22 protein-coding genes, 1 tRNA gene and 1 pseudogene are annotated in these 23,933 nt (G+C 57.2%); 9 read left to right on the top strand and 15 right to left on the bottom strand.

Going from position 1 to position 23,933, the window contains the following annotated elements; translation table 11 throughout:
* Positions 1 to 71 precede the first annotated feature (71 nt).
* Positions 72 to 866 carry an endonuclease/exonuclease/phosphatase family protein gene (locus H0S68_RS04110; RefSeq protein ID WP_071844577.1) on the top strand — a complete coding sequence of 265 codons (795 nt, stop codon included), beginning with the start codon at positions 72 to 74 and terminating at the stop codon, positions 864 to 866.
* 62 nt (positions 867 to 928) lie between these two features.
* Here the strand turns inward: H0S68_RS04110 and mltD are convergent, their stop codons facing one another.
* Both mltD and gloB read right to left on the bottom strand, forming a co-directional pair.
* The gene (gene mltD, locus H0S68_RS04115; RefSeq protein WP_170868526.1) at positions 929 to 2,314 is read right to left on the bottom strand and encodes a murein transglycosylase D; all 1,386 of its coding nucleotides are present in this window, start codon (positions 2,312 to 2,314) and stop codon (positions 929 to 931) included.
* A gap of 71 nt (positions 2,315 to 2,385) precedes the next feature.
* Entirely contained in the window at positions 2,386 to 3,141 is a 756-nt protein-coding gene (gloB, locus tag H0S68_RS04120; protein ID WP_116691247.1) for a hydroxyacylglutathione hydrolase, read from the bottom strand.
* Positions 3,142 to 3,185: 44 nt separating this feature from the next.
* On the opposite strand from gloB, the gene H0S68_RS04125 reads away from it, so the two are divergent.
* Positions 3,186 to 3,905 carry a class I SAM-dependent methyltransferase gene (locus tag H0S68_RS04125; protein ID WP_020825326.1) on the top strand — a complete coding sequence of 240 codons (720 nt, stop codon included), beginning with the start codon at positions 3,186 to 3,188 and terminating at the stop codon, positions 3,903 to 3,905.
* Here H0S68_RS04125 and rnhA read toward each other — a convergent pair.
* Positions 3,902 to 4,369, bottom strand: a complete 468-nt coding sequence (gene rnhA, locus H0S68_RS04130; protein ID WP_020825327.1) for a ribonuclease HI — start codon at positions 4,367 to 4,369, stop codon at positions 3,902 to 3,904. The two genes, H0S68_RS04125 and rnhA, sit on opposite strands and share 4 nt — an antisense overlap.
* Before the next feature lie 72 nt (positions 4,370 to 4,441).
* Between rnhA and dnaQ the strand changes: the two genes are divergently transcribed.
* Together dnaQ and H0S68_RS04140 are read left to right on the top strand one after the other, a co-directional pair.
* Positions 4,442 to 5,182 (top strand): DNA polymerase III subunit epsilon, encoded by a 741-nt coding sequence (gene dnaQ, locus H0S68_RS04135; protein ID WP_122077363.1) that lies wholly within the window; start codon positions 4,442 to 4,444, stop codon positions 5,180 to 5,182.
* A gap of 157 nt (positions 5,183 to 5,339) precedes the next feature.
* Positions 5,340 to 5,416, top strand: a tRNA-Asp gene (locus tag H0S68_RS04140).
* Positions 5,417 to 5,462: 46 nt separating this feature from the next.
* Here H0S68_RS04140 and H0S68_RS04145 read toward each other — a convergent pair.
* Positions 5,463 to 6,923, bottom strand: a complete 1,461-nt coding sequence (locus tag H0S68_RS04145; RefSeq protein ID WP_128864355.1) for an NCS1 family nucleobase:cation symporter-1 — start codon at positions 6,921 to 6,923, stop codon at positions 5,463 to 5,465.
* 166 nt (positions 6,924 to 7,089) lie between these two features.
* Here H0S68_RS04145 and H0S68_RS04150 point away from each other — a divergent pair, with 166 nt between their 5' ends.
* The 3 genes from H0S68_RS04150 to puuE are packed head-to-tail and all read left to right on the top strand — an operon-like array spanning position 7,090 to position 9,537.
* On the top strand, positions 7,090 to 7,839 hold the full coding sequence (locus H0S68_RS04150) for a GntR family transcriptional regulator (RefSeq protein ID WP_048759750.1): 750 nt from the start codon (positions 7,090 to 7,092) through the stop codon (positions 7,837 to 7,839).
* Positions 7,836 to 8,579 carry an allantoin racemase gene (hpxA, locus tag H0S68_RS04155; RefSeq protein WP_410529172.1) on the top strand — a complete coding sequence of 248 codons (744 nt, stop codon included), beginning with the start codon at positions 7,836 to 7,838 and terminating at the stop codon, positions 8,577 to 8,579. Before H0S68_RS04150 ends, hpxA begins: the two co-directional genes overlap by 4 nt.
* Before the next feature lie 19 nt (positions 8,580 to 8,598).
* The gene (gene puuE / locus H0S68_RS04160; RefSeq protein ID WP_410529173.1) at positions 8,599 to 9,537 is read left to right on the top strand and encodes an allantoinase PuuE; all 939 of its coding nucleotides are present in this window, start codon (positions 8,599 to 8,601) and stop codon (positions 9,535 to 9,537) included.
* 60 nt (positions 9,538 to 9,597) lie between these two features.
* On the opposite strand, the gene H0S68_RS04165 is transcribed toward puuE, so the two are convergent.
* The 5 genes from H0S68_RS04165 to H0S68_RS04185 are packed head-to-tail and all read right to left on the bottom strand — an operon-like array spanning position 9,598 to position 17,630.
* A complete protein-coding gene (locus H0S68_RS04165; protein ID WP_020825333.1) occupies positions 9,598 to 11,832 on the bottom strand; it encodes a TonB-dependent siderophore receptor in 2,235 nt (744 codons plus the stop codon).
* 35 nt (positions 11,833 to 11,867) lie between these two features.
* Positions 11,868 to 13,196 carry a lysine N(6)-hydroxylase/L-ornithine N(5)-oxygenase family protein gene (locus H0S68_RS04170; RefSeq protein ID WP_142815841.1) on the bottom strand — a complete coding sequence of 443 codons (1,329 nt, stop codon included), beginning with the start codon at positions 13,194 to 13,196 and terminating at the stop codon, positions 11,868 to 11,870.
* On the bottom strand, positions 13,193 to 14,941 hold the full coding sequence (gene iucC / locus H0S68_RS04175) for an aerobactin synthase IucC (protein WP_410529174.1): 1,749 nt from the start codon (positions 14,939 to 14,941) through the stop codon (positions 13,193 to 13,195). Before iucC ends, H0S68_RS04170 begins: the two co-directional genes overlap by 4 nt.
* Positions 14,938 to 15,888: a GNAT family N-acetyltransferase gene (locus tag H0S68_RS04180; RefSeq protein WP_410529175.1), complete on the bottom strand. Its 951-nt coding sequence runs from the start codon at positions 15,886 to 15,888 to the stop codon at positions 14,938 to 14,940. Before H0S68_RS04180 ends, iucC begins: the two co-directional genes overlap by 4 nt.
* Positions 15,885 to 17,630 carry an IucA/IucC family protein gene (locus tag H0S68_RS04185; protein WP_115059999.1) on the bottom strand — a complete coding sequence of 582 codons (1,746 nt, stop codon included), beginning with the start codon at positions 17,628 to 17,630 and terminating at the stop codon, positions 15,885 to 15,887. Before H0S68_RS04185 ends, H0S68_RS04180 begins: the two co-directional genes overlap by 4 nt.
* A 137-nt stretch (positions 17,631 to 17,767) precedes the next feature.
* On the opposite strand from H0S68_RS04185, the gene H0S68_RS04190 reads away from it, so the two are divergent.
* On the top strand, positions 17,768 to 18,991 hold the full coding sequence (locus H0S68_RS04190) for an MFS transporter (protein WP_115059997.1): 1,224 nt from the start codon (positions 17,768 to 17,770) through the stop codon (positions 18,989 to 18,991).
* A gap of 5 nt (positions 18,992 to 18,996) precedes the next feature.
* Complete coding sequence (locus H0S68_RS04195) at positions 18,997 to 19,881, top strand: siderophore-interacting protein (RefSeq protein ID WP_115059995.1); 885 nt, start codon at positions 18,997 to 18,999, stop codon at positions 19,879 to 19,881.
* A gap of 9 nt (positions 19,882 to 19,890) precedes the next feature.
* On the opposite strand, the gene H0S68_RS04200 is transcribed toward H0S68_RS04195, so the two are convergent.
* The 6 genes and pseudogenes from H0S68_RS04200 to H0S68_RS04225 form a co-directional block, all read right to left on the bottom strand.
* The gene (locus H0S68_RS04200) at positions 19,891 to 20,085 is read right to left on the bottom strand and encodes a type II toxin-antitoxin system RelE/ParE family toxin (RefSeq protein WP_410529176.1); all 195 of its coding nucleotides are present in this window, start codon (positions 20,083 to 20,085) and stop codon (positions 19,891 to 19,893) included.
* 83 nt (positions 20,086 to 20,168) lie between these two features.
* Positions 20,169 to 20,243, bottom strand: a pseudogene (locus tag H0S68_RS04205) (CopG family transcriptional regulator); the annotation flags it as partial.
* Between the two features lie 89 nt (positions 20,244 to 20,332).
* The gene (hpxZ, locus tag H0S68_RS04210; protein ID WP_041415223.1) at positions 20,333 to 20,716 is read right to left on the bottom strand and encodes an oxalurate catabolism protein HpxZ; all 384 of its coding nucleotides are present in this window, start codon (positions 20,714 to 20,716) and stop codon (positions 20,333 to 20,335) included.
* A 3-nt stretch (positions 20,717 to 20,719) separates the two neighbouring features.
* Complete coding sequence (locus tag H0S68_RS04215) at positions 20,720 to 22,120, bottom strand: AtzE family amidohydrolase (RefSeq protein WP_128864361.1); 1,401 nt, start codon at positions 22,118 to 22,120, stop codon at positions 20,720 to 20,722.
* A complete protein-coding gene (gene hpxX / locus H0S68_RS04220; RefSeq protein ID WP_115059989.1) occupies positions 22,117 to 22,308 on the bottom strand; it encodes an oxalurate catabolism protein HpxX in 192 nt (63 codons plus the stop codon). The genes H0S68_RS04215 and hpxX overlap by 4 nt, the downstream gene beginning before the upstream one ends.
* Before the next feature lie 27 nt (positions 22,309 to 22,335).
* Positions 22,336 to 23,922, bottom strand: a complete 1,587-nt coding sequence (locus H0S68_RS04225) for a gamma-glutamyltransferase family protein (RefSeq protein ID WP_262215594.1) — start codon at positions 23,920 to 23,922, stop codon at positions 22,336 to 22,338.
* Positions 23,923 to 23,933: the final 11 nt, after the last annotated feature.

Below are 23,933 nucleotides of genomic sequence, written 5' to 3' on the forward strand. Positions count from 1 at the left end.
GCGTATAATCGATTCAATGTTGGCGGGAATGTCACCGTCAGTTTCATCCTAATGGGAAATAGGCGAATAGCGTGCCGAAACGAACTTATGCAATGAGGTATGTTGCAGGTCAGCCAGTTGAGCGAATTTTCCCTGGCGCTATTAATCAACCGCTGCCGCCCGGGGCTGCATTGCCTACGTCCGGCGCGTTGCGAGTGATGGTGTGGAACATCTTTAAACAGCAACGGGCAGACTGGCTCTCGGTGTTGAAAAGCTATGGCAAGGATGCGCAACTGGTCCTGCTGCAGGAGGCGCAAACCACGCCTGAACTGGTGAGCTTTGCCACGTCAAACTATCTGGCTGCCGATCAGGTGCCGGCTTTTGTATTGCCGCAACACCCTTCGGGCGTGATGACTTTGGCGGCAGCGCATCCAGTGTATTGCTGCCCATTACGCGAACGCGAACCACTGCTGCGGCTGGCCAAATCGGCGTTAATCACCGTCTACCCGTTGTTTAACGGACAGCTTTTGATGGTCGTAAATATTCATGCGGTGAACTTCAGCCTGGGCGTGGACGTCTACAGTAAGCAACTGGGGCCGATTGGTGAGCAGATTGCCAACCACCACGGGCCGGTGATTATGGCCGGGGATTTTAATGCCTGGAGCCGCAAACGAATCAATGCGCTGTATCAGTTCGCCAGCGATATGGCACTGCGTGAGGTGAACTTCACGGACGATCATCGTCGTAAGGCGTTTGGCCGCCCGCTGGACTTTGTGTTTTATCGCAATATGGGCGTGGCGGAGGCTTCGGTGCTGGTGACCAGCGCGTCAGACCATAATCCGCTGCTGGTGGAGTTTCATCCCGAGGCTGACAAACCGCACTGGTGATTATCGTCCGTATTCAGACAATAAAAAAGCACCCCGAAGGGTGCTTTTTTTGTGCCGAAAATTTAGGTATCCGGCGACGACTTATCACTGACAAACAGGGTCAATTTCAGACCCGGTTGCAGATTGTTAGCCTTGGCTAGCGTTGAGTTCCAACGCATCACGTCGTTAATATCGACGCCGTGACGACGTGCAATACTGGCCAGCGAATCACCTTTGCGAACCTGATAGGTGATACTGCTGTTACTGCCGGTGTTGCTGGCCACTTGCAGGGTTTGCCCAACTTTTAAGGTGCTCTTGGCACGTAAGTTGTTCCAACTCTGCAAATCGCTGGATTTAATATTCAACCGCTTGGCAATGCCCGATACCGTGTCGCCGGAGCGAACCTTATACGAGCTACCGCCTGTCAAACCGCTATTCTTCGCCAACTGAGTGGTTGGCTGAGTCACTGCGATCTGGCCATCGGCCAACGAGTCTTTCAGCTGATCGGCATGACCTTTAGGAACCATAATGTAATGGGGCCCGTTGGGTGCCGTAACGCCTTTTTTGTAGCCTGGGTTATAAGCTTTCATCTTGGTGATTGAAAGCCCAGCCATCTCAGCCGCCTGAGTTAACTGTATTTGCTGCCCAACATCGATACGCGCCAGTGCACGGGTATTATCAGTCTTCGGAAGATTGATACCGTACTTCTTGCTGTTTTTAATGATGTCGCTCAGCGCCAGCATTTTCGGAACATAAATTGACGTTTCACGCGGAAGCGACAATGCCCAGAAATTGGTTGGCTTACCCTGGCGTTTATTCGCCTTAACCGCTTGCATGACACGGCCTTCACCACTGTTATAAGCGGCAACGGTCAGTAACCAGTCACCGTTAAACATGCGGTTCAAATACTGCATCATATCAAGCGCAGCAGTCGTCGAGGCGACGACATCGCGTCGCCCGTCATACCACTGGTTGTTTTTCAAACCATAATTGCGACCCGTTTGCGGCACGATTTGCCATAGCCCTGCGGCGTTGGCACTTGACGTGGCGTGTGGGTCAAAAGCGCTCTCCACTATGGGTAGCAGTACCAGTTCCATCGGCATATTGCGTTTCTTAATCTGCCCGACTATCCAGTACATGTACGGCTCTGCCCGTAATGTTACATCGTGGAGATAGCTCTTACTTTTTAGGTACTTTCTTTTTTGATCACGGATCCGGGAATTTTCCGGAACCTCCATCTTCAGCTCGTCGCTAATGAAGTTCCACAGGTTCTGTTGCGCGGCACCACTATTGTTATCTAGCCACCGCGCCGAGCTCGCTCGACCATTCGCTGTGTACTCTCCTGCTTCACTCTCTTGACCTGCCGAAGACAAACTCTGTGCATGCTGTTCTGGGGCCGGTGCGTCCTGCCTGGACGACTGGCACCCCACTAGCAAGACTGAGGCGAGAAATATCGCTTTAGCCTTCATGTGTGTGTCAATGTAGTTGCTTAAAAGACGAGCAATCATACTTTGCTTCGTCAAATAACACAACTAAAAGCTCAGAAGTTGTCTTTTCGCAGGCGTAATTCGGAAAAAACCGAATGAAGGTGCTGTGGTGGCGTGTGAAAGCCTAATTTTCTTTGTAAATCAGTGTCATGACAGCGTAAAAATAGGTTAATTTTACGCTCTAATTGTAGCTGAGTGGGGACGCTAGGCAGGCCTTTTGCCCGTAACGCTTCAACTTGTTGCTGATATGTTTCAATTCCTCGATCTTCCGGCAAAATAGCCCGCGCAAACTTAAGATTTGAAAGTGTATATTCATGCGCGCAACAAATTAAGGTGTTATCGGGAAGTTGCGCGAGTTGTTGAAATGAGTCGTACATTTGTTCTGCGGTCCCTTCAAACAGCCTGCCGCAGCCGGCAGAAAAAATAGTGTCTCCGCAGAAAAGATAAGGGGCGCTATAGAATGCAATATGGCCCAAGGTATGTCCGGGAACCGCGATTACGGCGAATTTTCGGCCATCGATCTCGAGGGTTTCTCCGTCATGAACGATGTGGTTAGCGCCTTTGTCGGCAGTTTCCTGTGGCCCATAGACCTTCAGCCCAGGATAGCGTGCCACAATTTGCGCTACGCCACCGACGTGATCGTGATGATGGTGGGTCAACAGAATCGCGTCAGGCGTCAAATTCAGGCGTTCCAGCGCATCAAGCACCGGCTGTGCCTCACCGGGATCGACAATGATGCCGTGCCCCTGCTGGTTATCTAACAACCAAATGTAATTGTCCTGGAAGGCGGGAATACTGATAAGATTCATCTTGGACCTCTCGTTGGCAACGGCTTGAAAGAAGATAATAAATCATGAAACCAGCCCATACTCTACAAAAGCTCGCCAGCCCACAGTCTTGGGCCGAGTTGCCGTGGGGGGAATACTATCGTGAGGCGCTAGAGCGGCAGTTGCAACCCTGGTGGCCGAAGCTGTTTGGTTTCCACCTGCTGAAAATCGGTAATCTCAGCGCCAGTCTGGCAACGGATAAATGCGCCATTTCCCACCAGGTCAACGTCAGCCTGGAAGGCGATAACCTGCAGGTGGTCGCAGATGCTTACCAATTGCCCTTCGCCGCCAAGTCGGTAGATGCCTGTTTGCTGGCACACACGCTATCCTATGCTGACGATCCGCACCGCATGCTGCGTGAAGTCGATCGCGTGTTGATCGACGACGGCTGGCTGGTGATCAGCAGCTTCAACCCGTTCAGTCTGTTGGGGTTGGGGAAACTGGTGCCAGGGTTACGCCGCCGCCAGCCTTACGTCAGCCGGATGTTTACTCAAATGCGCCTGCTGGACTGGCTGAGCCTGTTGAATTATGAGGTGTTGCATCAGTCGCGTTTTCACGTGCTGCCGTGGCAGCGTAAGGGCGGGAAGTTTTTGTGCACCCATTTACCGGCGCTGGGGTGTATGAGCGTGATTGTGGCGCGTAAGCGCACTTTGCCGTTGACGCCCACGCCGATGAAGTTCGGGGCGCGAAAGCCTTCTCTCAGCCGCGCCGTCGGCGCGACCAAGAGTTATCGCAAGCAGCCTTAGTTTTCCGGCTTGTAACCCACGTCTTCCTGCGTTGGATTGCCGGCCGCCTCGCGTGCCAGTACGTCGCAGCGTTCGTTTTCCGGATGGCCGGCGTGGCCCTTGACCCATTCCCATTTGACGGTGTGGCGCTGAATGGCCAGGTCCAGACGCTGCCAAAGATCGACATTCTTGACCGGCTTTTTGTCGGCGGTCTTCCAGCCACGCTTTTTCCAGTTATGGATCCAACTGGTAATGCCCTGGCGCACATATTGGCTGTCGGTGCTGAGGATCACTTCGCAAGGCGTGGTCAGCGCTTCCAATGCGACAATCGCCGCCATCATCTCCATGCGATTGTTGGTGGTCAGGCGGAAGCCCGCGCTAAAGGTTTTTTCCGTCTGCTTATAGCGCAGTATGGCGCCGTAACCACCGGGACCCGGATTGCCAAGGCAGGAGCCGTCGGTGAAAATTTCTACCTGTTTAAGCATCTCTGGTAGACTCTTCCTATCAGTTTTATAAAAGCCAAGTCTGACATAAACGAACGCTGTGAGCACTGCAATATGATCACTACAACCACCAGACAGATTGTCCTCGATACCGAAACCACCGGTATGAACAAGCTCGGGGTGCATTACGAAGGCCATCGCATCATTGAAATTGGTGCGGTCGAGGTCATTAACCGTCGCCCGACCGGTCGCCACTACCACGTCTACATCAAGCCGGATCGGCTGGTGGACCCGGAGGCCTATGGGGTTCACGGCATCAGCGACGAGTTCCTGGCGGATAAACCGACGTTCGACCAAATTGCCGATGAGTTTATCGACTTTATCCGCGGCGGTGAGTTAGTTATCCATAATGCGGCGTTCGACATCGGCTTTATGGATCACGAATTCCGCATGCTGCAGCAGGGCATTCCGAAGACCGATACCTTCTGCACCATCACCGACAGCCTGTTAATGGCGCGTCGCCTGTTCCCGGGCAAGCGCAACAACCTCGACGCCCTGTGCAGTCGTTATGAGATAGACAACAGCAAGCGTACGCTGCACGGCGCATTGCTCGATGCCGAGATCCTGGCGGAAGTCTATCTGGCGATGACCGGCGGTCAGACGTCAATGGCCTTCCAGATGGAAGGGGATACGCAAAACAACAATTCGACGCAGGACATTCAGCGCATTGTGCGTCCGGCAACGGCAATGAAAGTAGTCTACGCCAGCGATGAAGAAGTGATGGCCCATGAGGCGCGTCTGGATTTGGTAGCGAAAAAGGGCGGCAGTTGCCTGTGGCGTACGGAAGTGGAATAACGGTATTTTCGCCGTAAATAAACCGGGCGTTATCACCTCTGGGTTCCGTTAGCTGAAAAACTGTGCAAACGGTTCATTTGGTAAGAAAAAGGCATTGACGACATAGTGGCTCAACCGTAATATGCGCCTCGTTCCTCTCGCAAGAGAAGAACGGCGCGGAGCGGTAGTTCAGTTGGTTAGAATACCTGCCTGTCACGCAGGGGGTCGCGGGTTCGAGCCCCGTCCGTTCCGCCAACATTTAGAAGCCCTGAGTTAGCAATAACTCAGGGCTTCGTTGTTTTTAATCTTTGCTCAATTGCGTTTTGGCGAAGGTCACCGCCTGATTGGCTGCCCACTCCCGGCGAGCAATGATGCGATAACAGCCCCCACCCAACGCTGCCCCGATAAACCAACTGAAGTTAGCCACCTGATGCAAACTCGGCGTGAAGCTGATCGCCAACCCGATAATCACTGAGGGTACCAGTGCCCAAATCGCATTCGGATTGAAGCCGTTTTTATACCAGTAACGGCCGCCTGGCGTGGCATTGTACAGGTCGTCGACGTGCAGTTCACCGCGTTTGATAATGTAGAAATCCACCAACAGAATGCCGAACAACGGGCCGATAAAGGCCGCTAATACGTCCAGCGTGTAGTGAATCAGCTCGGGTGACTGGAACAGGTTCCAGGGGGTCAACAGGAACGAGCCGACGGCGGCAATCATCCCGCCGGTACGGAAGCTGATCTTCTGCGGCGAACAGTTGGAAAAATCAAAGGCCGGCGAGACAAAGTTGGCCACGATATTGATACCGATGGTGGCGACGATCATCGTCAGCAACCCAAGGGCCACGGCGATATCGCTGTCGAGGCGGGTGACGGTTTCGATCGGATCGGTGATCAGTTGCCCGAACAATGGCAGGGTGCCGGAAACGATCACCACGGTGACCAACGAAAACAGCAGATAGTTGAAGGGTAAACCCCAGCGATTGCCGCGCTGTACCTCAGCAAAACTTTTTCCGTAGCGGGTAAAGTCGCCGAAGTTAAGCAGCGGGCCGGAGAAGTAAGAGACCACCAGCGCGGTGGCGGTCAGCATCAGCCAGCCTTGCTCACCGGCACTCAGGTTTTTGTTCGCCAGAGTAAGGGAGAGATTAGAGAAACCGACTCGGTATACAATCCAGCCTGCCAGCGCGAACATCACCACGTAAACCGCCGGCCCGGCGATGTCGATAAAACGCTTAATTGCCTGCATACCGTGCCAAAACACCATCGCCTGCAGCAGCCACATGGTGATGTAACAAACCCAGCCAAGCTGCGACAGCCCAAGAAAATGCGGCTGGGTCATCGGTTCCAGCGACGGGAAGAATTTCAGCAGTGTGAGCATCAGGGCGTTGGAGGCCAGATAGGTTTGGATGCCATACCAGGCGAAGGCGATCATGCCGCGGATCACCGCCGGGATATTGGCGCCGAACACGCCAAACGCCTGGCGGCTTAATACGGCGTAGGGCACGCCGCCGAGCTGGCTGGGCTTGGCCACCAGGTTAGCGCAAAACTGCACGATGCAAATCCCCACCAGCAGGCAAATCAGGACCTGCCAGCTCGACAGGCCGAGGGCGAAGAAGCTGGCGGCCACCACATAGCCGCCCATGCTGTGTACATCGGACATCCAGAAAGAAAAAATGTTGTACCAGCTCCAGTTCTGGTCACGCGTTGGTGCCAGATCGTCGTTGCACAGCTTGGGACTGTAGTTTTCATTAGGGTTTGGCATAAATCGTGCTCCTCTCAAGAACGTCACCCGGATGTTGTTATCTGTTTTTTGGCAAAGGTTGCTGAGAGGGCTTTTGCAGGATCCAGGCCAGACTTTTCTTTTTTGTATACAAAAGATCTTCATCTTGTATACGATTTGACTATTCAAGGGGACGGGGAGCAGAAAAATGGTCGGCACGACGATCGGTACCAACGCCGCGTGGCATGGGCAACAGGCCACTTATTTCATTGAAGATAAAGACGATCATATTTACAACTCGTTGGTGAAAGCCATTGTCGAACATCGGTTGCTGCCCGGCAGCAAATTGCCGGAAGAAGCCTTGGCCGAGACCTTCGGCGTAAGCCGAACCGGGATCCGTCGGGTGCTGCAGCGCCTTGCCGCAGTGCAATTGGTGACCCAACTGCCCAAACGTGGTGCACAGGTGGCTACGCCCGGGCAGGACGAGGCAACCCAGGTATTCCAGACGCGCAAGATGCTGGAATGCACCAACCTGCCGCAGGTGCTTGCCCACTGCGACGAAAAGCATCTGCTGGCGATGGAAGAGATCGTGGCGCAGGAACAGCAGGCGCACCGCGATCAGGACGGCGCTGCGGCGATCCGCCTGTCCGCCGCGTTCCACGTTCAACTGCAGGCTATCGCCGGTAATCAGGTGCTGACCGAAATGGTGTCGCAGCTCACTTTGCGATCGTCGCTGGCGATTGCCGTTTATGGTTCACCCTGGCAGCAGGGATGTCGCTGCCACGATCACAGCGATTTGCTGGCGCTGTTGAGGGGGAAAGACAGCGCGGCGCTGGCAGATCATATGGTCCGCCATTTTGACGATATTGTGGCTAATTTACGGTTTAACCACGACGCGAATGAAACGCCGGATTTCGCCCATATTTTTGCCGACGCCGATCCGCGGGAGACGCTATGACAACTCGCTGCATTATTCAGGTCATTAATCCGAACACCAGCCAGGCAATGACCGAAACCATCGCCTCTGCGGCGCGTGCGGTGGCTGCGCCGGGCACCGAAATCCTGGCGGTCTGCCCGCAGGAAGGGGCGCCATCGATAGAGGGACATTTTGACGAAGCCATTGCTGCCATTGGCGTTTTGCAGCAGGTGAAAGCCGGCCGAGAAGCCGGTGTGAGCGGTCATGTCATTGCTTGCTTTGGCGATCCGGGTTTGCTGGCCGCGCGTGAGCTGGCCGACAAGCCGGTGGTCGGTATCGCCGAGGCGGCAATGCACATGGCGACGCTGGTGGCGACGCGTTTTTCAATTGTTACCACGCTGCCGCGCACGTTGGTCATTGCAAGGCATTTACTGCATCAATACGGTTTTGAGCGGCACTGTGCGGCGCTGCATGCGATTGATCTGCCGGTGTTGGCGCTGGAGGACGGCAGCGGTCGGGCTCAGCAAAAAGTGCGTGAGCAGTGCATCCAGGCTAAGCAACAGGATGGCAGCGGGGCGATTGTGCTTGGCTGCGGCGGCATGGCCGATTTGGCGCGCGAACTGACGCTGGAATTGGGGATCCCGGTGATCGACGGCGTCAGCGCTGCGGTAAAAATGATCGAATCGCTAAGCGCGCTCGGTCTGAGCACCAGCAAGCACGGCGATCTGGATTTTCCGCGGGCAAAACCTTTGTCCGGCATGTTCAGTCATTTTAACGGGTGATCGGTAAGGGGAAACAACGATGAGTGATTTCGCGTTCAATAAAGATTATCCCCGTGATTTGATCGGCTACGCCGGTCGTCCACCGCATGCTCGTTGGCCTGGTCAGGCGCGCATTGCGGTGCAGTTTGTCCTCAATTATGAGGAAGGGGCTGAAAACAACGTGCTGCATGGCGACGCCGGCTCCGAACAGTTTCTTTCCGATATCATCGGCGCGGCCAGCTATCCAGAACGGCATATGTCGATGGATTCCCTTTACGAATATGGTTCACGCGCCGGGTTCTGGCGCATCCACGATGAATTTCAGCGTCGCGGCCTGCCCTTGACGGTGTTTGGCGTGGCGATGGCGCTGGCGCGTAACCCGCAGGTGGTCGAAGCGATTAAAAACGCCGGTTACGATGTGGTCAGCCACGGCTGGCGCTGGATCCACTATCAGCAGATGGATGAAGTGACCGAACGGCAGCACATGCAGCAGGCGATGACGGTATTGCGGGATCTGTTCGGCCAGGCACCGCTCGGTTGGTATACCGGGCGGGACAGTCCCAATACCCGTCGTTTGGTGGTAGAGCACGGTGGCTTGCAATACGACAGCGACTATTACGGAGACGATTTACCGTTCTGGACCGAGGTGCAGTGCGCCAATGGTGAAACAAGGCCGCACCTGATCGTACCCTATACCCTCGAGGCCAACGATATGCGCTTTGCCTCGCCACAGGGGTTTAACACCGGCGAGCAGTTCTTTACCTATCTGAAAGACAGCTTTGACGTGCTGTATGCCGAAGGCGAGGAGTCGCCGAAGATGCTGTCGATCGGCATGCACTGCCGTTTGTTGGGCCGCCCGGGCAAGTTTCGTGCGCTGCAGCGATTCCTGGACTATATCGAGCAATACGATCGGGTTTGGGTATGTCGACGCCAGGATATTGCTGACCACTGGCTGGCACAGCATCCCTTTAAGAAGTAAAAAAGGGCCGATGTGGCCCTTTTCGTTATGTTTGAGCGCAGGATTGCGTTCGGGCATGGATCAGAACAGTACGGAGTAGTTCAGACCAAAGGTACGGCCGCGGCCTTTATAGCTGTAAAGCTCGGGCGAGCCGTAGGTCGGGCTATAGAGAATGGGTGCGCGCTGGCCCCAAACGGTGGTGTATTCCTTATCCAGCAGGTTTTCCACGCTGAAGCTGAGTTTACCCACCGGCAACGCGTAGCTGCCGAGGAAATCGATGGTGTTGTAGCCATCAATTTTACGCCCCTGGGTAGAGCCGGCCTTGGTGTAATCGCCGTCATCCGATACGTCGAAAGTCTGCTGTGACTGCAGGCGCAGGTTCCAGTCACCCGGCGCCCAGCCGACATAGGCAGTCACTTTGGATGGGCTGGCGGTATCCACTACCAGCTTTTTCCATTCGCCGTTGACCTTGGTCTCGGAGCGGATGAAGTTAAAGTTGGTGCCCGCGCTCCAGTCGCTGTCTTCGAAGAAGTAATCGACCGCGCCTTCCATCCCGTAAATACGGCGTTTGTCCGAGTTGACGTTAATGGTCATGTCGGTTTTGTTGATCGAAATACTCTTATCGGACAGGGAGTAGTAGCCGGCAATCTGCGTGCGCAGGTTATCGCCGGTGTAACGCCAGCCAAGTTCGTAGGAGTTAACCTTAATGCCTTCCAGCTTGGAGTCGCCAACGTTGACGCTTTTGTTCAACTGGTAGTGGCCGTTGTTCAGCGCATAGGTACCGTTGCCGTAATATTTGCCCGGATCCGGGATCTCGTAACCCTGCGAGAAGTTGATCCAGGTCTGCTGGCGTTCGGTCAGGTGTGCCAACAGGCCGGCGTTAAACAGGGCGTTGTTGTAGTCCGTTTTCCCGCCCGGAATTGCATCAGCCGAGGTGGCGGCGCCGGTAGCGATAGCCTGCTGCTGGTTGTAGCCGACGAAGTCATCAATCTTGTTTTCGGTGTACTGGTAGCGCACGCCGCCGCTCAGGGTAAAGATAGGGTTGATGTCGTAGCTGGCCTGCAGGAAGGACGCCAGGTTGGTGGTGCTGTAGCCCGGGTAGCGCCCGGTGTTATAGGCGTTTTGCAGGTCCATACCGCCAGACTGCTGCGCTTTCGCCAGATCGAAGAACTGCTGGTTGGAGTTGAACGTCTCATGCTCGGCGTCGATGCCGTAGGTTAACGTCAGGGCCTCGATCGGCTTGCTGTTCAGCGTCAGCTTGCCGCCGTAAAAGTCGGTCTTTTGCTGGGAAGCGCCGATGCTGCTGACGTAATAATCCGGGGCTTTGCCCGCCAGCGTCGGGAACGGATAGAAGGTCAGCGACTCATCGCGATAGTAGACCTGCGCTACCAGATCCTGGCCGAGGAAATCGGTGTTGGAGTACTGCAGGTTGATCAGGTGGCGTTCGGTGCCTGGAATACGATCCGAATTGAGATTACCGCTGTTGTACGCCTTGGCGCTGCCGGTCACCGCGGCGAAATTTTCCCCCAGGAACAGGCCGTGGTCGCCATCGGACTGGCTTTTGTAATACTGAGTGGTCAACTGCAACTGCTGGTGGTCATCGATATTGATGGTGCCGGTGCCCATCACGTCGAGGCGATCGGAATATTGCAGGCCGGTCTGAGTATTATCAATCAGGACTTCGTTGCCCTTGCCGTCATACCAGCCACCGTAGCGCTGATAGGAGACCGACAACCGGCCCGAGGCGTTGTCGTTGCCGCCGCTGACCGCTGCCGCTACGTTCTCGTCGTGGTCGGTGTGGCCGCCAAAGCCGGTTTTACCGCCGATCTGCAGTTCAACCTGCTGCTCTTTCTGGCCTTTTTTGGTAACGATGTTGATCAAGCCACCGGTGCTGCCGCCGCCGTACAGCGAGGTAGCACCGGAGATCACTTCAATGTGATCGATATTAAAGGGATCGATCGAATCCAACTGGCGACTGTCGCTGCGCGATGAGTTCAAACGTACGCCGTCGATCATCACCATCATTGAGCGGCCGCGCAGGTTCATGCCGTAGTTGGTACGCCCCTGACCGCTGACGTCCATGCCCGGGATCAACTGCGCCAGCATGTCCTTGATCTCTTTGCCGCCCTGGACTTGCTGCTCAATTTCCTGGCTCTCAATCACCCAGGTGGTCTGCGCCATTTCTGCCACTGTACGGTGCGTACGGCTGGCGGAAACCACCATTTGCTCTTCGCTTTTTTGTTCTTCTGCCCAGGCCGTAGGGGCGAGCATCGCCAGCAGGCAAGGGTTTAATACCCAGAGGTGTTTGCGTTTCATCGTTATTTTCCAGAGTGTCCCATATTGGTGTGTAGTTAAAACTCGGTGTAATTGAGCATGACGTGCTCGGCGCGGGACGGAATACCCGGCTGCCGACTACGCCATTGGATCACAGCCGGGGTGGACGTTAAATCGAACTGGTCGCGTCCTAAAGCCCGGTTGAGAATGCGTGCCGAACGCCAGGCCATCAGGCTGAGCTGGGGTTCGGCGATGCCGTGGCTGTGCATGCCGGCATTTACGGCAAACAGGCAGTTTTCCTTGGGGCCTTCCCACTCCAGGCTGAAGTCGGGGGCTACGCGGAACTGGTCATCGGCGGTGGTCAGCAGGCGATTGGCCAGCGGTTCGAGGAACGCCGGACGATCCTGCTGATAGCCGGTGGCGAAAATCACCACGTCGGTGTCGAAGGTTTCTTTACCCTGATCAAGATGGTGATGGGTAACCAACTGCCAGCCATCGCCTGCGGCCTGGATTGCCGCCAGCGAGCGGCTTGGCAGCAGGTGCGCCCAGGGCTTTTCGCGCAACACTTCAAACTGGTGATACATTGCGCGGTAAATAGCCAGCAGCGAATCGCTGGTGATGCCGTCAGAGGTCATCTTCTGCTCGGTCAGCATGCGCTGCTTGGCACCGTCGTTCAGGCCATAGAAGCTGTCAACGTAGTCCGGCGTGAAGTACTCGTTGGCGAAGGCGGCCTCATCCAGCGCGTTATAGTTATTGCGGCGCGAGATCCAATTCAGTTGCGCAGGCTGCCCCCATTCGGCGCGGAAGATGTTCAGGAACAGGTCTGCACCGCTCTGGCCGCCACCGACGATGGTGACGCGTTTTCCGGCCAGGTTCGGGTTGCGCATCGTCATTTCGCTGGCATGGAAGCAGCGATCGTTTTGCTCGGTAACGCAGTCCGGCAGTTTGATGCGTTTGCCTATGCCCAGGCAGACGTGGCGCGCCCGGTAAGTCGCACGCTGGGTAGTGACGATGAATTGGCGCTGCTGGTCGTCAAAATCGACGCTCTGAATATCCTGACTGAACTCCAGCGACTTCAGCCCGTTGGCGGCCCAGTCGAGGTAGTCGGCGAACTCTTCGCGCGACACCGTACGCAGCTCGGTGGTCAGGAATCGATAAAACTTCTTCCTTTTCACCAGGTAGTTAAGAAAGCTGTAGGGATTGGTGGGCGATACCGCGCTGACCAGATCTTTCAGGAAGCTGGTCTGCATATGGCAATCCGGCACCATCATGCCGGGATGCCAGGAAAAGTGCGGCTTGCGTTCGAGAAATTTACTGTTAAAACCGGCAACTTCACTGCCGAGTGCGGCAATGCTGAGGTTGAACGGGCCGATACCAATGCCGATGAAATCCAGGGGCTGATTCATTGGGCAAACTCCTTGGTGACCAAGTAAAGAGGGTTATCCAGATCCTGCAGATAGTTTGGCAACATGCGGCTGCCGCCATCCTGCTCTGAGTAGGTGAGTTTTACCGGGTTGAGCACCACGCGAATAATTTGTGGTTTGAAAAGATCAAACAACGCAAAGCGTTCCGCCATGTCCGGATGCTGTGCCATATAGCCTTTCAGCACCTGTGCCAGCAGTTGATAGAAGCGGGTTTCACTGACCCCACAGGTCTTCATCAGCGGCGAGATAAAGCGCAGCACGGTGACGAAATGCCCGGTTTGCAAATCATGGATCAAATAGTCGGCGGGCAGGCGCACGGTGACGTCTCTCACCACTTTCGGCAGTGATGCTGCCTCGGGGAGGTCCTGATCCACCAGACGCATATCGCCCTGGAAGTCTTTCAACAGCACGCGCTGCGGCACATGATCTTTCATCACCAGCGTGATGTTTTGCCCATGGGCGATCAGCGCTACGCCGTAGCGGCACATCAGGTGATACATCGGCACCACCACCACCCTGAACATCTGCTGCAGCCAGGCTTCAGCGCTCAGGCCGGAACGGGCGATATAGGCGGCAATCAGCGGCTGGCCGTGGTTGTCGGTTTCCATCAGCGTCGCCATCAAGATGGCCTGTTCGCCTTCCTGCAGGTAGCAAGAGGGATTCTCACGCCAGATCACCCCCAGCATTTCCTGGTAGCGATAAGGCGCTTTGGCTAAAGAGGCGTAGGTCGGGTGGGTCATATAGCCTGCCGCCGGCTCGCCGAGGATCTCGGCACCGCTGGCGCTCAGCGTATCGTCCTCGGTAAAAGTCTGCTGCAGCCAACGGGAAGCGGCCGGCCCGGCGCTGATGTACTTGCCCGGAATGCCGCGATAGCACGAGGTGTTGTAAATGGTCAGCGGTAGCTTGATGTCGAAAGCGGAACGGCGGCTGATGTTGGTCAGCGTGCGTAACGATTGCTGCGCCAGATAGCTGTCGCCGAATTCACCCAGTTCCACCAGATCCCCTTCGGCCAACTGCGGCAGGAAGTGCAAAGCGATCTTTTGCTGCCACTGCCACGGGTGCAGCGGGACCGGGATCCAGTCATGGGTCAGCTTCAGCTCGCGCCAGCGGCGGTCGAAGCGTTGGCGTTCGGCACTGTCCATCGCGCTGTTAAGCAGGTTATCCAGTGAATACTCTTCGTCGGCGCACCAGACAAAGCTGCCGCGTTTAGCCGCCACCCAGTGCAGTTGGAACTGCCCCTGGTATTCGGGCGCGTACTGATGCAGCGCGGTCAGGCCCCAGCCACGACGACCTTTATTGAAGATAAACTTGGGGTGTCCGGCCAACAGGCACTGCAGCGCGTCAGCATCCAGGGCAATCAAATCCTGTGCGCTCATGCCGTGACGGGCGGACAGCAACTGCATATCGCCGCGCAGCGTGGCGTACAAATCCTCCAGATGCTCGGCGACCTGCGCATCGTCCATTTTCAACACCTGAGCCAGTTGGCGCAGCGTTTGGTCGGCGGCTAACGGCGATTGATCACAGGTCAGCGTTGCCGGGTCGATGTGCAGCCAACCCCAAATGCCGCGTTCGGCGCTGAAGCTATACTGAGCGTCGCCCAGCAGAATGCGCCATTGCTCGCCGTGTTGTTCGGCCTGCAGCGTGCGTTCATATTCCAGCTCTGCGAGGATCTTGGCGATCATCTGGCGGTTTACGCGCTGCCAGTCGGCGTAATCTACGGTGTTCATACTGAAGCCCCCCGGAAGAATTCATCACGCTGATTCATGATCAAACGCGAGCGCTTATGCGGGAAATCGAACTCTTTGACTGTGTGGTAGCCGGCTGTCGGCAGGTGACGGAACAGTCGCTGGTTATCCGCGCGCGGTTCGGCGACCACGCGCGTGGTGCGCGGTTCATCCAGATACAGATAATGCGTCAGGCCGCGTAGCCAACTGCGGATGTATTGCGCGCCGCGGCAGTCTTCTTCACCGACCAGCATGTGTAGCCCGCGGTCGAACGGCTGCCAACGGTAGTGGCGACCGATGCGATCTTCCGGAGCCCAATAGACTTCGAAATAGCCGAACGGGCGATCGTCAAAGCACCCCAGCAACGGATAGCAGTAGCTGGAGTCCAACTGACGCTGCAGGTAGGCGGCCTGGGTTTCGAGCGGGCCACTCATTTCCCAGAAGGCATCCACGCGCGGTGAATTCATCCAGCGGGTGAACTGCTCGGCGTCGTGTGCCACTTCCGGCAGGCGGAAGCTCAGGGTTCGCTTGAGCTGCGGATCGTAACGACGATACACCTCGCCGCTGGGGCGAGCGGGGCGCTGTGGGAACCACAGGCTACGCGCGGCGTCATACTGCATTTTCCCGGACGCGGAGTGGCGTTCGGCACCGAGCCACAGCGGTAACTGATAAAAGGTTTCGCGCGCCAGATAGTCACTGCTGGCTAACGCGAACAGCGCCTGTGCCTGCGGTTCTTCGCACCATTGCGCATAGGGCAAGGTGACACCGCTGAGCTGCGGTGCCGCCACCAGCAACTGGTCCAGCGCCTGCACCAGCCAGTTCTGAGGCAGTGGCCCCGGATAATGCAACACCGCGCTACCGTCCAGGCCCAGGCTGAGTTGCAGCGCCTTTCCCAGCTGCTCGCAGAAAAAACCGTTGCCGGCATGCGTCAGTTTGGCTTGCGGCATCATTGAGCGGCTCCCTGGCGCAGCGGGTTGACGAAGTCGAAGTAAATCACCGCCGGATCGACGATGGTATTTTCGTTATGGTCATGCAGGTAACAGAAGAAGTTGCCTTTGCAGTTCCAGTGGCTGCTGTCGAGGACGTAGTCCAGACACAGGGTGTTTTTGGCGTTGGCACGCAGACCACTCAGCGCATCGCGCACCCGGGCCATCAGCTGTTCTTCAGTGTCGAAACCGGCCGCGGCTAACGCCGCAGTGACCGCCAGGCTGGAGTTCACCAGCAGGTAGTAAGGGAAGTAACGCAGTAACTGCTGTTCGCTGAAGCGGTTTTCCGCCTCGGCCTCGCCAATTTCTTCTAACCACGGCCCGGCGTCGCGGGTAAAGCCGCTGCCCTGACAGTCGCGATACAGCATGCCGATCGGCAGATCCTGCTGCATTTCCACCAGAATATTTTGTTGGTGGGCCAGCAGCACCAGCCCGTAATCGGCTTCGGTGCTGAACAGCGGCAGTAAGACGTGTTGGCAGTAAGCATCCAGCCAGGTATGAGCGGCCTGTTGCACCGGCAGATTCAGTCGGGCGGCTAAACGTCGCACCGCCGCTGCCAGCAGGCTGTCACCGCCGTCCGGTGCGGGCTGGGTCAGGGTCACCAGCACATTGGTCTGACTTTCCGGCTGCTCAAACAGCAGGTTATCGCGCAGTGCCATCAGGCTTTCTTCCTGAATCGTCCCGTCCGCAGAACGCAGCCCGGCCCAGCCGTCTTCCTGCATCACGCGGAAGGTGGGATAACGTGCCTGCAGTTGCTGCCAACGTGGCGTTTGCGCCAAACGAGCCAAACGGATGCCGCGCTTCACTTCTTTTACCGACAGGGTACGCACCGAGTTGGTCAGGCGCACGCTGAGGGAGAATTTAATCATGTCGCGATTGCTGGCGCTGTACAGCGAGCGGGAAGAGCTGGTTGGCAGCCAGCGCTCGCCGGCTTCGCCCAGATCGCTGATTAATCCCTGGGTCACCAGTTCCTGGCACCAGGTCTGCGTCAGCAAATGGTCGGCCTGCCACGGATGCATCGGCAACAGCCAGACGTCATCGGTAAAATGCGCCAGCAGTTGCGGTGCGCTTTCGGCGGCAAAACGCTGCAGGCGCTGCTGCAACGTCAGGTTCAGGCTGTCGCCGCACAGGTGGTTTTTATCGACGGCAAACCAGCGCAGCGGGAAACGGGCGCCAAAATCTGGCAGGTAACGGCGCGCCTGCTGTTCGTCGAAAGGTTCATGGGATTTGGGCGCCGGGTGGAAGGCGTGGCCTACCAACAGCCCCTGTTCCGCCTGAGCGAAGTTGAGCGGCTTGTCGCGCAGCGTCGGCCAGTCCAGGCGAACCGCGATTGCCTGTTGGGTATTGTCATGACTCTCCAGTACGCGCTGGCGGAAACGGGTAACGACCTCATCCGGCAGTTCCCCCTTCACCGACGGTTTTTCCAGCAACAGGGTCACCAGTTGCTCCACGCTCAGCGCAACACCAGCGCCGTCGTCTTGCTGATGCAAGCGGGCAGGGAACAGATACTGGTGATGTTGGGTGGGGGAGGTGTGACGTAAAGTGATGCGGATAGCCTGAGAAGGCGAAAGTGGAATATGAAGCTGCGGATTCTGTTGGTTGTTGGCCGCCGGAACGATTTGCCAGTCCCGGGTTTCACGCATCAACGCGTTGAGAAAACATTGCGCAGCCACGTCGGTCGTCGCGGTTTCAAACTGGATTGTCATGATCCCATTTCACTATTGAATCAATTGAGAATGATTCTTATATCAATAATATTTATTGTTATCAATCGTCGTATGATACAATTTTTCAATGAATTGAACATAACCTTATAATTTTATTAACGGTAAATTTACGTTTGATGCATATTTCATCTCCCCCTAAATCACCGCCAATAGCGAATACGTCTCCTTCCAACTGGCCGCTGGCGTTGTGCGCCGGGCTGCTGGGTATCGGGCAAAACGGCCTGCTGGTGGCGTTGCCGGTGCTGGTCAGCATGACCCAGCTGTCGCTTTCAGTCTGGGCCGGGCTATTGACGCTCGGCTCGATGCTGTTTTTGGTGGGGTCACCCTGGTGGGGCAGGCAGTCTGAAATTCGCGGCTGCAAGTTCGTGGTAACCATGGCGTTAGCAGGGTATTTGTTCAGTTTTGCTTTACTGGCATTGGCGGTTTGGGGGTTGGCGGCTGGCTGGCTTTCATCGACGCTGGGGCTGGGCGGCCTGATTGCGGCACGCATTATCTACGGGCTGACGGTGTCCGGCATGGTGCCAGCGAGCCAGACCTGGGCGCTACAGCGTGCCGGCTATGAACAGCGTATGTCGGCGCTGGCGACCATCAGTTCCGGGCTGAGCTGCGGGCGACTGTTGGGGCCGCTGTGCGCCGCGCTGGCGTTGTCGATTCATCCGATGGCGCCGCTGTGGTTGATGGCGCTTGCGCCATTGATCGCCCTATTGGTAGTGTGCCGCCAGCATAACGATCCACCGCTGCCGCCGGTTGCCCATCAGCAAAACCGACTTCGCCTCAATATGGTGCCTTACCTGCTGTGCGCACTGTTGCTGGCCGCGTCGGTCAGCTTGATGCAATTGGGATTGGCACCGCATTTGACCGGTTTATTCAGTCATTCCGCCACCACCGTCAGTCATCACGTGGCGGTGTTGCTGAGCGTGGCGGCGGCCTGTACGCTGTTGGCTCAGTTTCTGGTGGTGCGCCCGCAGCGTTTTAGCGCGTCGCAGCTGCTGCTGATTGCCGCCGTGCTGATGATAGTGGGACTGGGCCTGATGTGCGCTCAGCCTTTGGCGCTATTCTATGTTGGTTGCGCACTGGCCTCTTTTGGCGCAGCCATGGCGACGCCGGGTTATCAACTGATGTTGAACGAGAAATTGTCTACCGGCAAAGGGTCGGGGGCCATTGCTACCAGCCATACGCTGGGTTACGGCCTGAGCGCATTGATGGTGCCGGTGGTGGCCAAATTTTATGGTGAGTCGCAGCTGATTGCGGCGGCTTTGACGATGGCGGTTCTGCTGGGGGGTATCAGCGGCTGGCTGTGGCGCCAGCACCGCATCAGTGCAAATTCTGCGGGAGAGTAACAAGTATGTCCGGCGCATCAAGCTACAGAATTTTTGATATCACACTGAAAATAAAAGAAAACGTATCACCTTCCTTGCTGCGTTGCGTTTTTGAGGGGCCGGATGTCCATCGCATGAAGCTGGAGGCGCCGGATCAGCGCATCAAACTGTTGTTCCCAGCCGAAGCGGGGCAGATCCTGCGTCTGGAAAACAGCGACGACTGGTATCGCGACTATATGGCGATACCGAAAGATCAACGCCCGGTGATGCGCACCTATACGCTGCGGGCGCTGCGTGCCGAACAGAATCAAATGGACGTCGAGTTTGTGCTGCATGGCGTGAACGGCCCGGCCTCGGCGTGGGCGACCCGTGCCAAACCGGGAGATGTTATTCAAACCGTAGCCCCCAATGCCGATTTTGACGGTGACAGCGGCGGTTACGAATGGGTTCCCCCGAGCGAGCTGCAGCAGGCGCTGTTAATCGCCGACGAGACGGCGGTACCGGCGGCGGTAGGCATTCTGGAACAGCTGGCGCAGCGGGCCAATCCGCCGCGGGTACAGGCTTTCTTCGAGGTTCCTGTGGCGGGCGACTGCCTGAACATGGATCGCTTCCCGTTCGCCGAGGTCTATTGGCTGCCGCGTGACGTCGGGCATCAGCAGATGCACGGTACGCTGCTGGTGGAGTCGGTGCGCCAACGGGTAAATATTCCCGAATCGGCGCGGACGCAAGCGCAGTCGCTGGCGGAAAACAGTTTGGGCGGCGATCTGCTGTGGGAACGAGCCGAAGGGGCGAAAAGCTTCTACGCCTGGGTTGCGGCAGAGTCTTCCGCGGTGAAGGCGCTACGCCGTTATCTGATTGGCGAACGCGATCTCGATCGCTCCACCGTTAATTTTATGGCGTACTGGTGTTGAGGGACCCGGTCAGTTACCGGCTTCACTTTGATGGCGCACTGCCAGCAGTACAGCGGTGCTGCCATCAAAATGATACAGGGCAATATAGCCGCTGTTGCCGAAATCGTTCGGCCATTCCCTAAATTCAATTTCCATATCTTCAATGGGCCGACCGGCCTGAGGATGATGGACCAGGATATTGATGCTGCTACGAATGGATGCCACGGCCTTTTGCGCAGCGCTTCGCGCTTTTCTTCTCGCTCGACGTATTCACGGATAGCCTCGCGCATAATCCAGTGCGCACTTCGCTGACGCGTGGCCGCGATTTGTTGCACCCGTTGCTTGAGCTCATCATCAATTTTTATCGATGCAGCCGTAGTCATAAGTAGCCTCAGTTAGCTAAAGGTAATACCTCTGCCGACTATAAGGCTCAACATGCCAGACTATCCATTTTTTGTGCGCCGGGTTTGCCTTAAGCCATCAAGCTCACGTGCGCGGCGACGATGCGCCAACCGCAGGGCAACTTGACCCAGGTTTGCATCTGGCGGCCAACGCTTTCGCTGCCGGGGCGGCGGAATTCGGTACTGGCGACGGCCATATCGTCACCGTAGGTGGTGATAACGGTGTTCTCCAATAGGCGATCCAACCCTTTGGAAGGACGCTGTTGGCGGAAGTCACGGATCTGATCGATGCCGTACAAATTCTCCGTCGCGCCGTAACGGACGGTACGACCATCGTGCCAAAACAACTCATCCAGCACCTCAATATCATTGCCGATCAGCGCCTGTTCGTAACGGTAAAAGGCGGCGTTCACCTCTGCCAGCACCGCCGGACGATCGATATACTCACTTTTCATCATTTAGTCCTGTTTTCCCGGTATAACACATCTTGCCACGCCACGTTGTTCCAGCGCATAGGCGGCACGCAGTGCCAGATCCTCTCGCCAGGGGGGGGCAATCAGCTGCAGGCCTATCGGCAGGCCAGAGTCGGTTTTCAGCGGCACCGTCACTACCGGCAGGCCGAGGAAAGAGACCGGCTGCGTCAGCATGCCCATACTGGCGCGGATCGGCAGATCCGTGCCGTTGATATGCATGGTTTCCTGGCCGATCGGCGTGGCGCTGCAGGGCGTTGCGGGGGCGATGAGGATGTCCCAGCGTTCGAACAGCGGCAGCACCTGTTGCTGAAAATGGGTACGAAAGCGCTGCGCCTGCACATACCAGGCGGAGGGCAGCATGGCACCGGCCAGCAGGCGTTCACGCGACAGCGGCTCAAAGCGGTTTGGCTGGCTGCGCAACAGCGGCAGATACTGATTGCCCCCCTCGGCGGCGCTGATGATGAACGCTGCCGACCGGGCCAATTCGGCCTGCGGAAATTCAACTTCAGCCACGGCCTCCAGTGCCTGCGCAGCCTGTCTTACAGCGGTTTTAGCATCATCGTTGCACCATTGCTGAAAATACCCGCCCAGCACCGCGCAGCGCAGGCCTTGTTGGCCACGGGGCAACAGCGATTCGGTTTGCGTGACCGGTTTATCCGCCTGAAAACGGTCTTCAATATCCGTGCCCTGCATCACGTCATACACCGTTGCCAGATCTCGCACCCGGCGGGCAAAGGGGCCGAGATGATCCAGACTGGCGACGAAAGGCTGACTACCGCTGCGCGACAGACGGCCAAAGGTTGGCTTCAGCCCAAAGATGCCGCACAGCGACGCGGGTACGCGTATTGACCCATTGGTGTCGCTGCCGAGGGAAAATGTCACCAGCCCGGCGGCGACCGCCGCTGCCGAACCGCCTGAGGAGCCACCGGCAATACGCGTGGTGTCATGCGGGTTACGCGTCGCGCCGTAGTGGCTGTTTTCGGTGGTAAAACCGTACGCATAGGCGTCCATATTCAGCATGCCGGACAGCAAGGCACCTTGGCCGGCCAGTTTGCCGATCGCCCAGGCGTCCTGTTTGGCCGGCGGGTTATCGCTGAACAGACTGGCCCCCGCCAGGGTGGTTTCGCCGATGACGTCGAACAGGTTTTTTACCGCGTAAGGGATCGCCGCCAGGCTCGGCAATGGGAGACCTTTGGCACGTGTGCGATCGAGGTGATCGGCTTCGCTCAACATGCGTTCGCGCGTGATGTGGGTATAGGCGTTCAGCGCCGGATCCCGTGCGTCAATATTCTCTAACGTCTGTTGGGCAATCTCACGTGCAGAAATCGCACCTTGCTTCAGGGCCGCGCGGATCTCGGCGATCGATAGGGCACTTAACGAATTCATGCGCGATACACTCCTGCGATCTCCAGGCGTGGATCGAGCGGGAAGGCCATCAAGGGTTCCGCCAGTGCAGCAATGCGATTGAACTGGGTCAGCAGTTCCTGACGGCGCGCGTCATCCATTTCCAGCGCCAGTATCGCTTCCATTTGGCTGATATAGGCCGCCCAGTCGACGACAGGTTGGTTTTTCATTTTACTTCTCCCCAATAAAAATGGCGGCTAGAAGCCGGCGGCACTGCCGTTGCTGCGGGGATCGAAAGCCCCTTCAAGCATGCCGTTAGTATGGCGAACAATGGCGCCGGCATGGCCGACCGCTTCGCTAAAGTCCGGTAACAACTCCACGTCGTGGCCCCGTTGGCGCAGGTAGTCGACGGTTTCCGCGCTAAAGCGACCTTCCAGCTTCAGCGAGTCAGAGCTTTCACCCCAGGTGCGTCCCAGCAGCCAGCGCGGCGCGCTGATCGCCTGCTGCAGCGGCAGGCCCTGCACCACATGGCGAACAAACACCGCCGCCTGGGTTTGCGGCTGGCCGTCGCCGCCCATGGAGCCATACACCAAGGTGCGTCCGTCATACAGGCGAGCCGCCGCGGGGTTCAGAGTGTGGAAAGGCTGTTTGCCTGGCGCCAGTGCCAGCAGATGGGCGGCATCCAGGCTGAAGGACGCACCGCGGTTTTGCCACAGCACGCCACTTTGCGGCAATACCACGCCGCTGCCGAATTCGTGGTAAATGCTTTGGATAAAGGACACCGCCAGACCGCTGCTGTCCATCACGCCCATCCACACGGTATCGCCCGGCCCCTTGCCTTTGCCCCAGGCCGCAGCATGCTCAGGATCGATATGCTTGGCCAGCATATCCAGGCGTTCTGTCGTCAGGAGTGCCTGCGGATCCTGTGTCATTTGGCGTGGATCGGTGATGAATTGGTCACGCAGACCGAAAGCCAGCTTGGTGGCCTCGACGATGCCATGCACCACTGCGCCTTCGCTTTTGCTGGCCAGGGGCAGGCGATCGGTCAAACCGAGGATTGCCAGCGACACCAGGCCCTGAGTGGGTGGGGTGAGGTTGAAGACTTCACCTTTCTGGTGCTCAAGGCGCAAAGGCGTGCGCCGACGCGGCCGATAATCCGCCAGATCTTGGGCGGTGAGCGGCATGCCCAGCCGGGCCATATCGGCCGCTATGCTTTGCGCCAGTGGGCCGCGATAGAAGCTGTCCAAACCCTCTTCGGCCAGGGCAATCAGGGTATCCGCTAACCGTGGCTGGCAGAAACGCTGTCCGGCAAGGGGGATTTCTCCCTGCGGCAAATAAGTACGGGCAAAATGTTCCACATCCGCCAGTTCATGATATTTGCTGCGTGTGGCGGCCTCCTGCGAGGCGGTAACCGGAATGCCGTCCGCCGCATAGCGAATGGCATCGGCCAGCAGACGCGGTAGCGGCAGCTGTTCGCCGCCCAGCTCGCCGGAATAGTCTAGCGCTTCGCGCCAGCCGCCAACGGTGCCGGCAACGGTCAGCGCCGCCCTGGGTCCGCGATGCGGGATGTGGCTTTCACCGGCGTAAAAATCCAGCGTGGCTAAGGAACCGGCAGCGCCGCTCGCGTCGATCGCCACCGGATCGCCCTGTGGCGGCACAATCAGCCAGAAACCGTCACCGCCCAGGCCATTCATGTGCGGATAAACCACGGCGATAGTCGCGGCGGCGGCGACCATGGCTTCTATGGCGTTACCCCCTTCACGCAGAACCGCCAGCGCGCTTTCGCTGGCGAGGTGGTGAGGCGTGACGGCCATGCCCAATGGCGCGGTATTGCTGTTAATCATTTCTTGGCCCT

Source organism: Serratia sp. AXJ-M, from assembly GCF_046531865.1.
Taxonomy (GTDB): Bacteria; Pseudomonadota; Gammaproteobacteria; order Enterobacterales; family Enterobacteriaceae; genus Serratia; species Serratia liquefaciens.

Bases quoted from the DNA above. Each gene is read 5' to 3' on its own strand.
- H0S68_RS04185 (WP_115059999.1), bottom strand. From the start codon at position 17,630: ATGACAATCCAGTTTGAAACCGCGACGACCGACGTGGCTGCGCAATGT.
- H0S68_RS04215 (WP_128864361.1), bottom strand. From the start codon at position 22,120: ATGAATTCGTTAAGTGCCCTATCGATCGCCGAGATCCGCGCGGCCCTG.
- H0S68_RS04170 (WP_142815841.1), bottom strand. From the start codon at position 13,196: ATGAATCAGCCCCTGGATTTCATCGGCATTGGTATCGGCCCGTTCAAC.
- H0S68_RS04225 (WP_262215594.1), bottom strand. From the start codon at position 23,922: ATGATTAACAGCAATACCGCGCCATTGGGCATGGCCGTCACGCCTCAC.
- H0S68_RS04190 (WP_115059997.1), top strand. From the start codon at position 17,768: ATGCATATTTCATCTCCCCCTAAATCACCGCCAATAGCGAATACGTCT.
- gloB (WP_116691247.1), bottom strand. From the start codon at position 3,141: ATGAATCTTATCAGTATTCCCGCCTTCCAGGACAATTACATTTGGTTG.
- hpxX (WP_115059989.1), bottom strand. From the start codon at position 22,308: ATGAAAAACCAACCTGTCGTCGACTGGGCGGCCTATATCAGCCAAATG.
- mltD (WP_170868526.1), bottom strand. From the start codon at position 2,314: ATGAAGGCTAAAGCGATATTTCTCGCCTCAGTCTTGCTAGTGGGGTGC.
- H0S68_RS04150 (WP_048759750.1), top strand. From the start codon at position 7,090: ATGGTCGGCACGACGATCGGTACCAACGCCGCGTGGCATGGGCAACAG.
- puuE (WP_410529173.1), top strand. From the start codon at position 8,599: ATGAGTGATTTCGCGTTCAATAAAGATTATCCCCGTGATTTGATCGGC.
- hpxZ (WP_041415223.1), bottom strand. From the start codon at position 20,716: ATGAAAAGTGAGTATATCGATCGTCCGGCGGTGCTGGCAGAGGTGAAC.
- H0S68_RS04180 (WP_410529175.1), bottom strand. From the start codon at position 15,888: ATGATGCCGCAAGCCAAACTGACGCATGCCGGCAACGGTTTTTTCTGC.
- H0S68_RS04165 (WP_020825333.1), bottom strand. From the start codon at position 11,832: ATGAAACGCAAACACCTCTGGGTATTAAACCCTTGCCTGCTGGCGATG.
- rnhA (WP_020825327.1), bottom strand. From the start codon at position 4,369: ATGCTTAAACAGGTAGAAATTTTCACCGACGGCTCCTGCCTTGGCAAT.
- iucC (WP_410529174.1), bottom strand. From the start codon at position 14,941: ATGAACACCGTAGATTACGCCGACTGGCAGCGCGTAAACCGCCAGATG.
- hpxA (WP_410529172.1), top strand. From the start codon at position 7,836: ATGACAACTCGCTGCATTATTCAGGTCATTAATCCGAACACCAGCCAG.
- dnaQ (WP_122077363.1), top strand. From the start codon at position 4,442: ATGATCACTACAACCACCAGACAGATTGTCCTCGATACCGAAACCACC.
- H0S68_RS04145 (WP_128864355.1), bottom strand. From the start codon at position 6,923: ATGCCAAACCCTAATGAAAACTACAGTCCCAAGCTGTGCAACGACGAT.
- H0S68_RS04195 (WP_115059995.1), top strand. From the start codon at position 18,997: ATGTCCGGCGCATCAAGCTACAGAATTTTTGATATCACACTGAAAATA.
- H0S68_RS04125 (WP_020825326.1), top strand. From the start codon at position 3,186: ATGAAACCAGCCCATACTCTACAAAAGCTCGCCAGCCCACAGTCTTGG.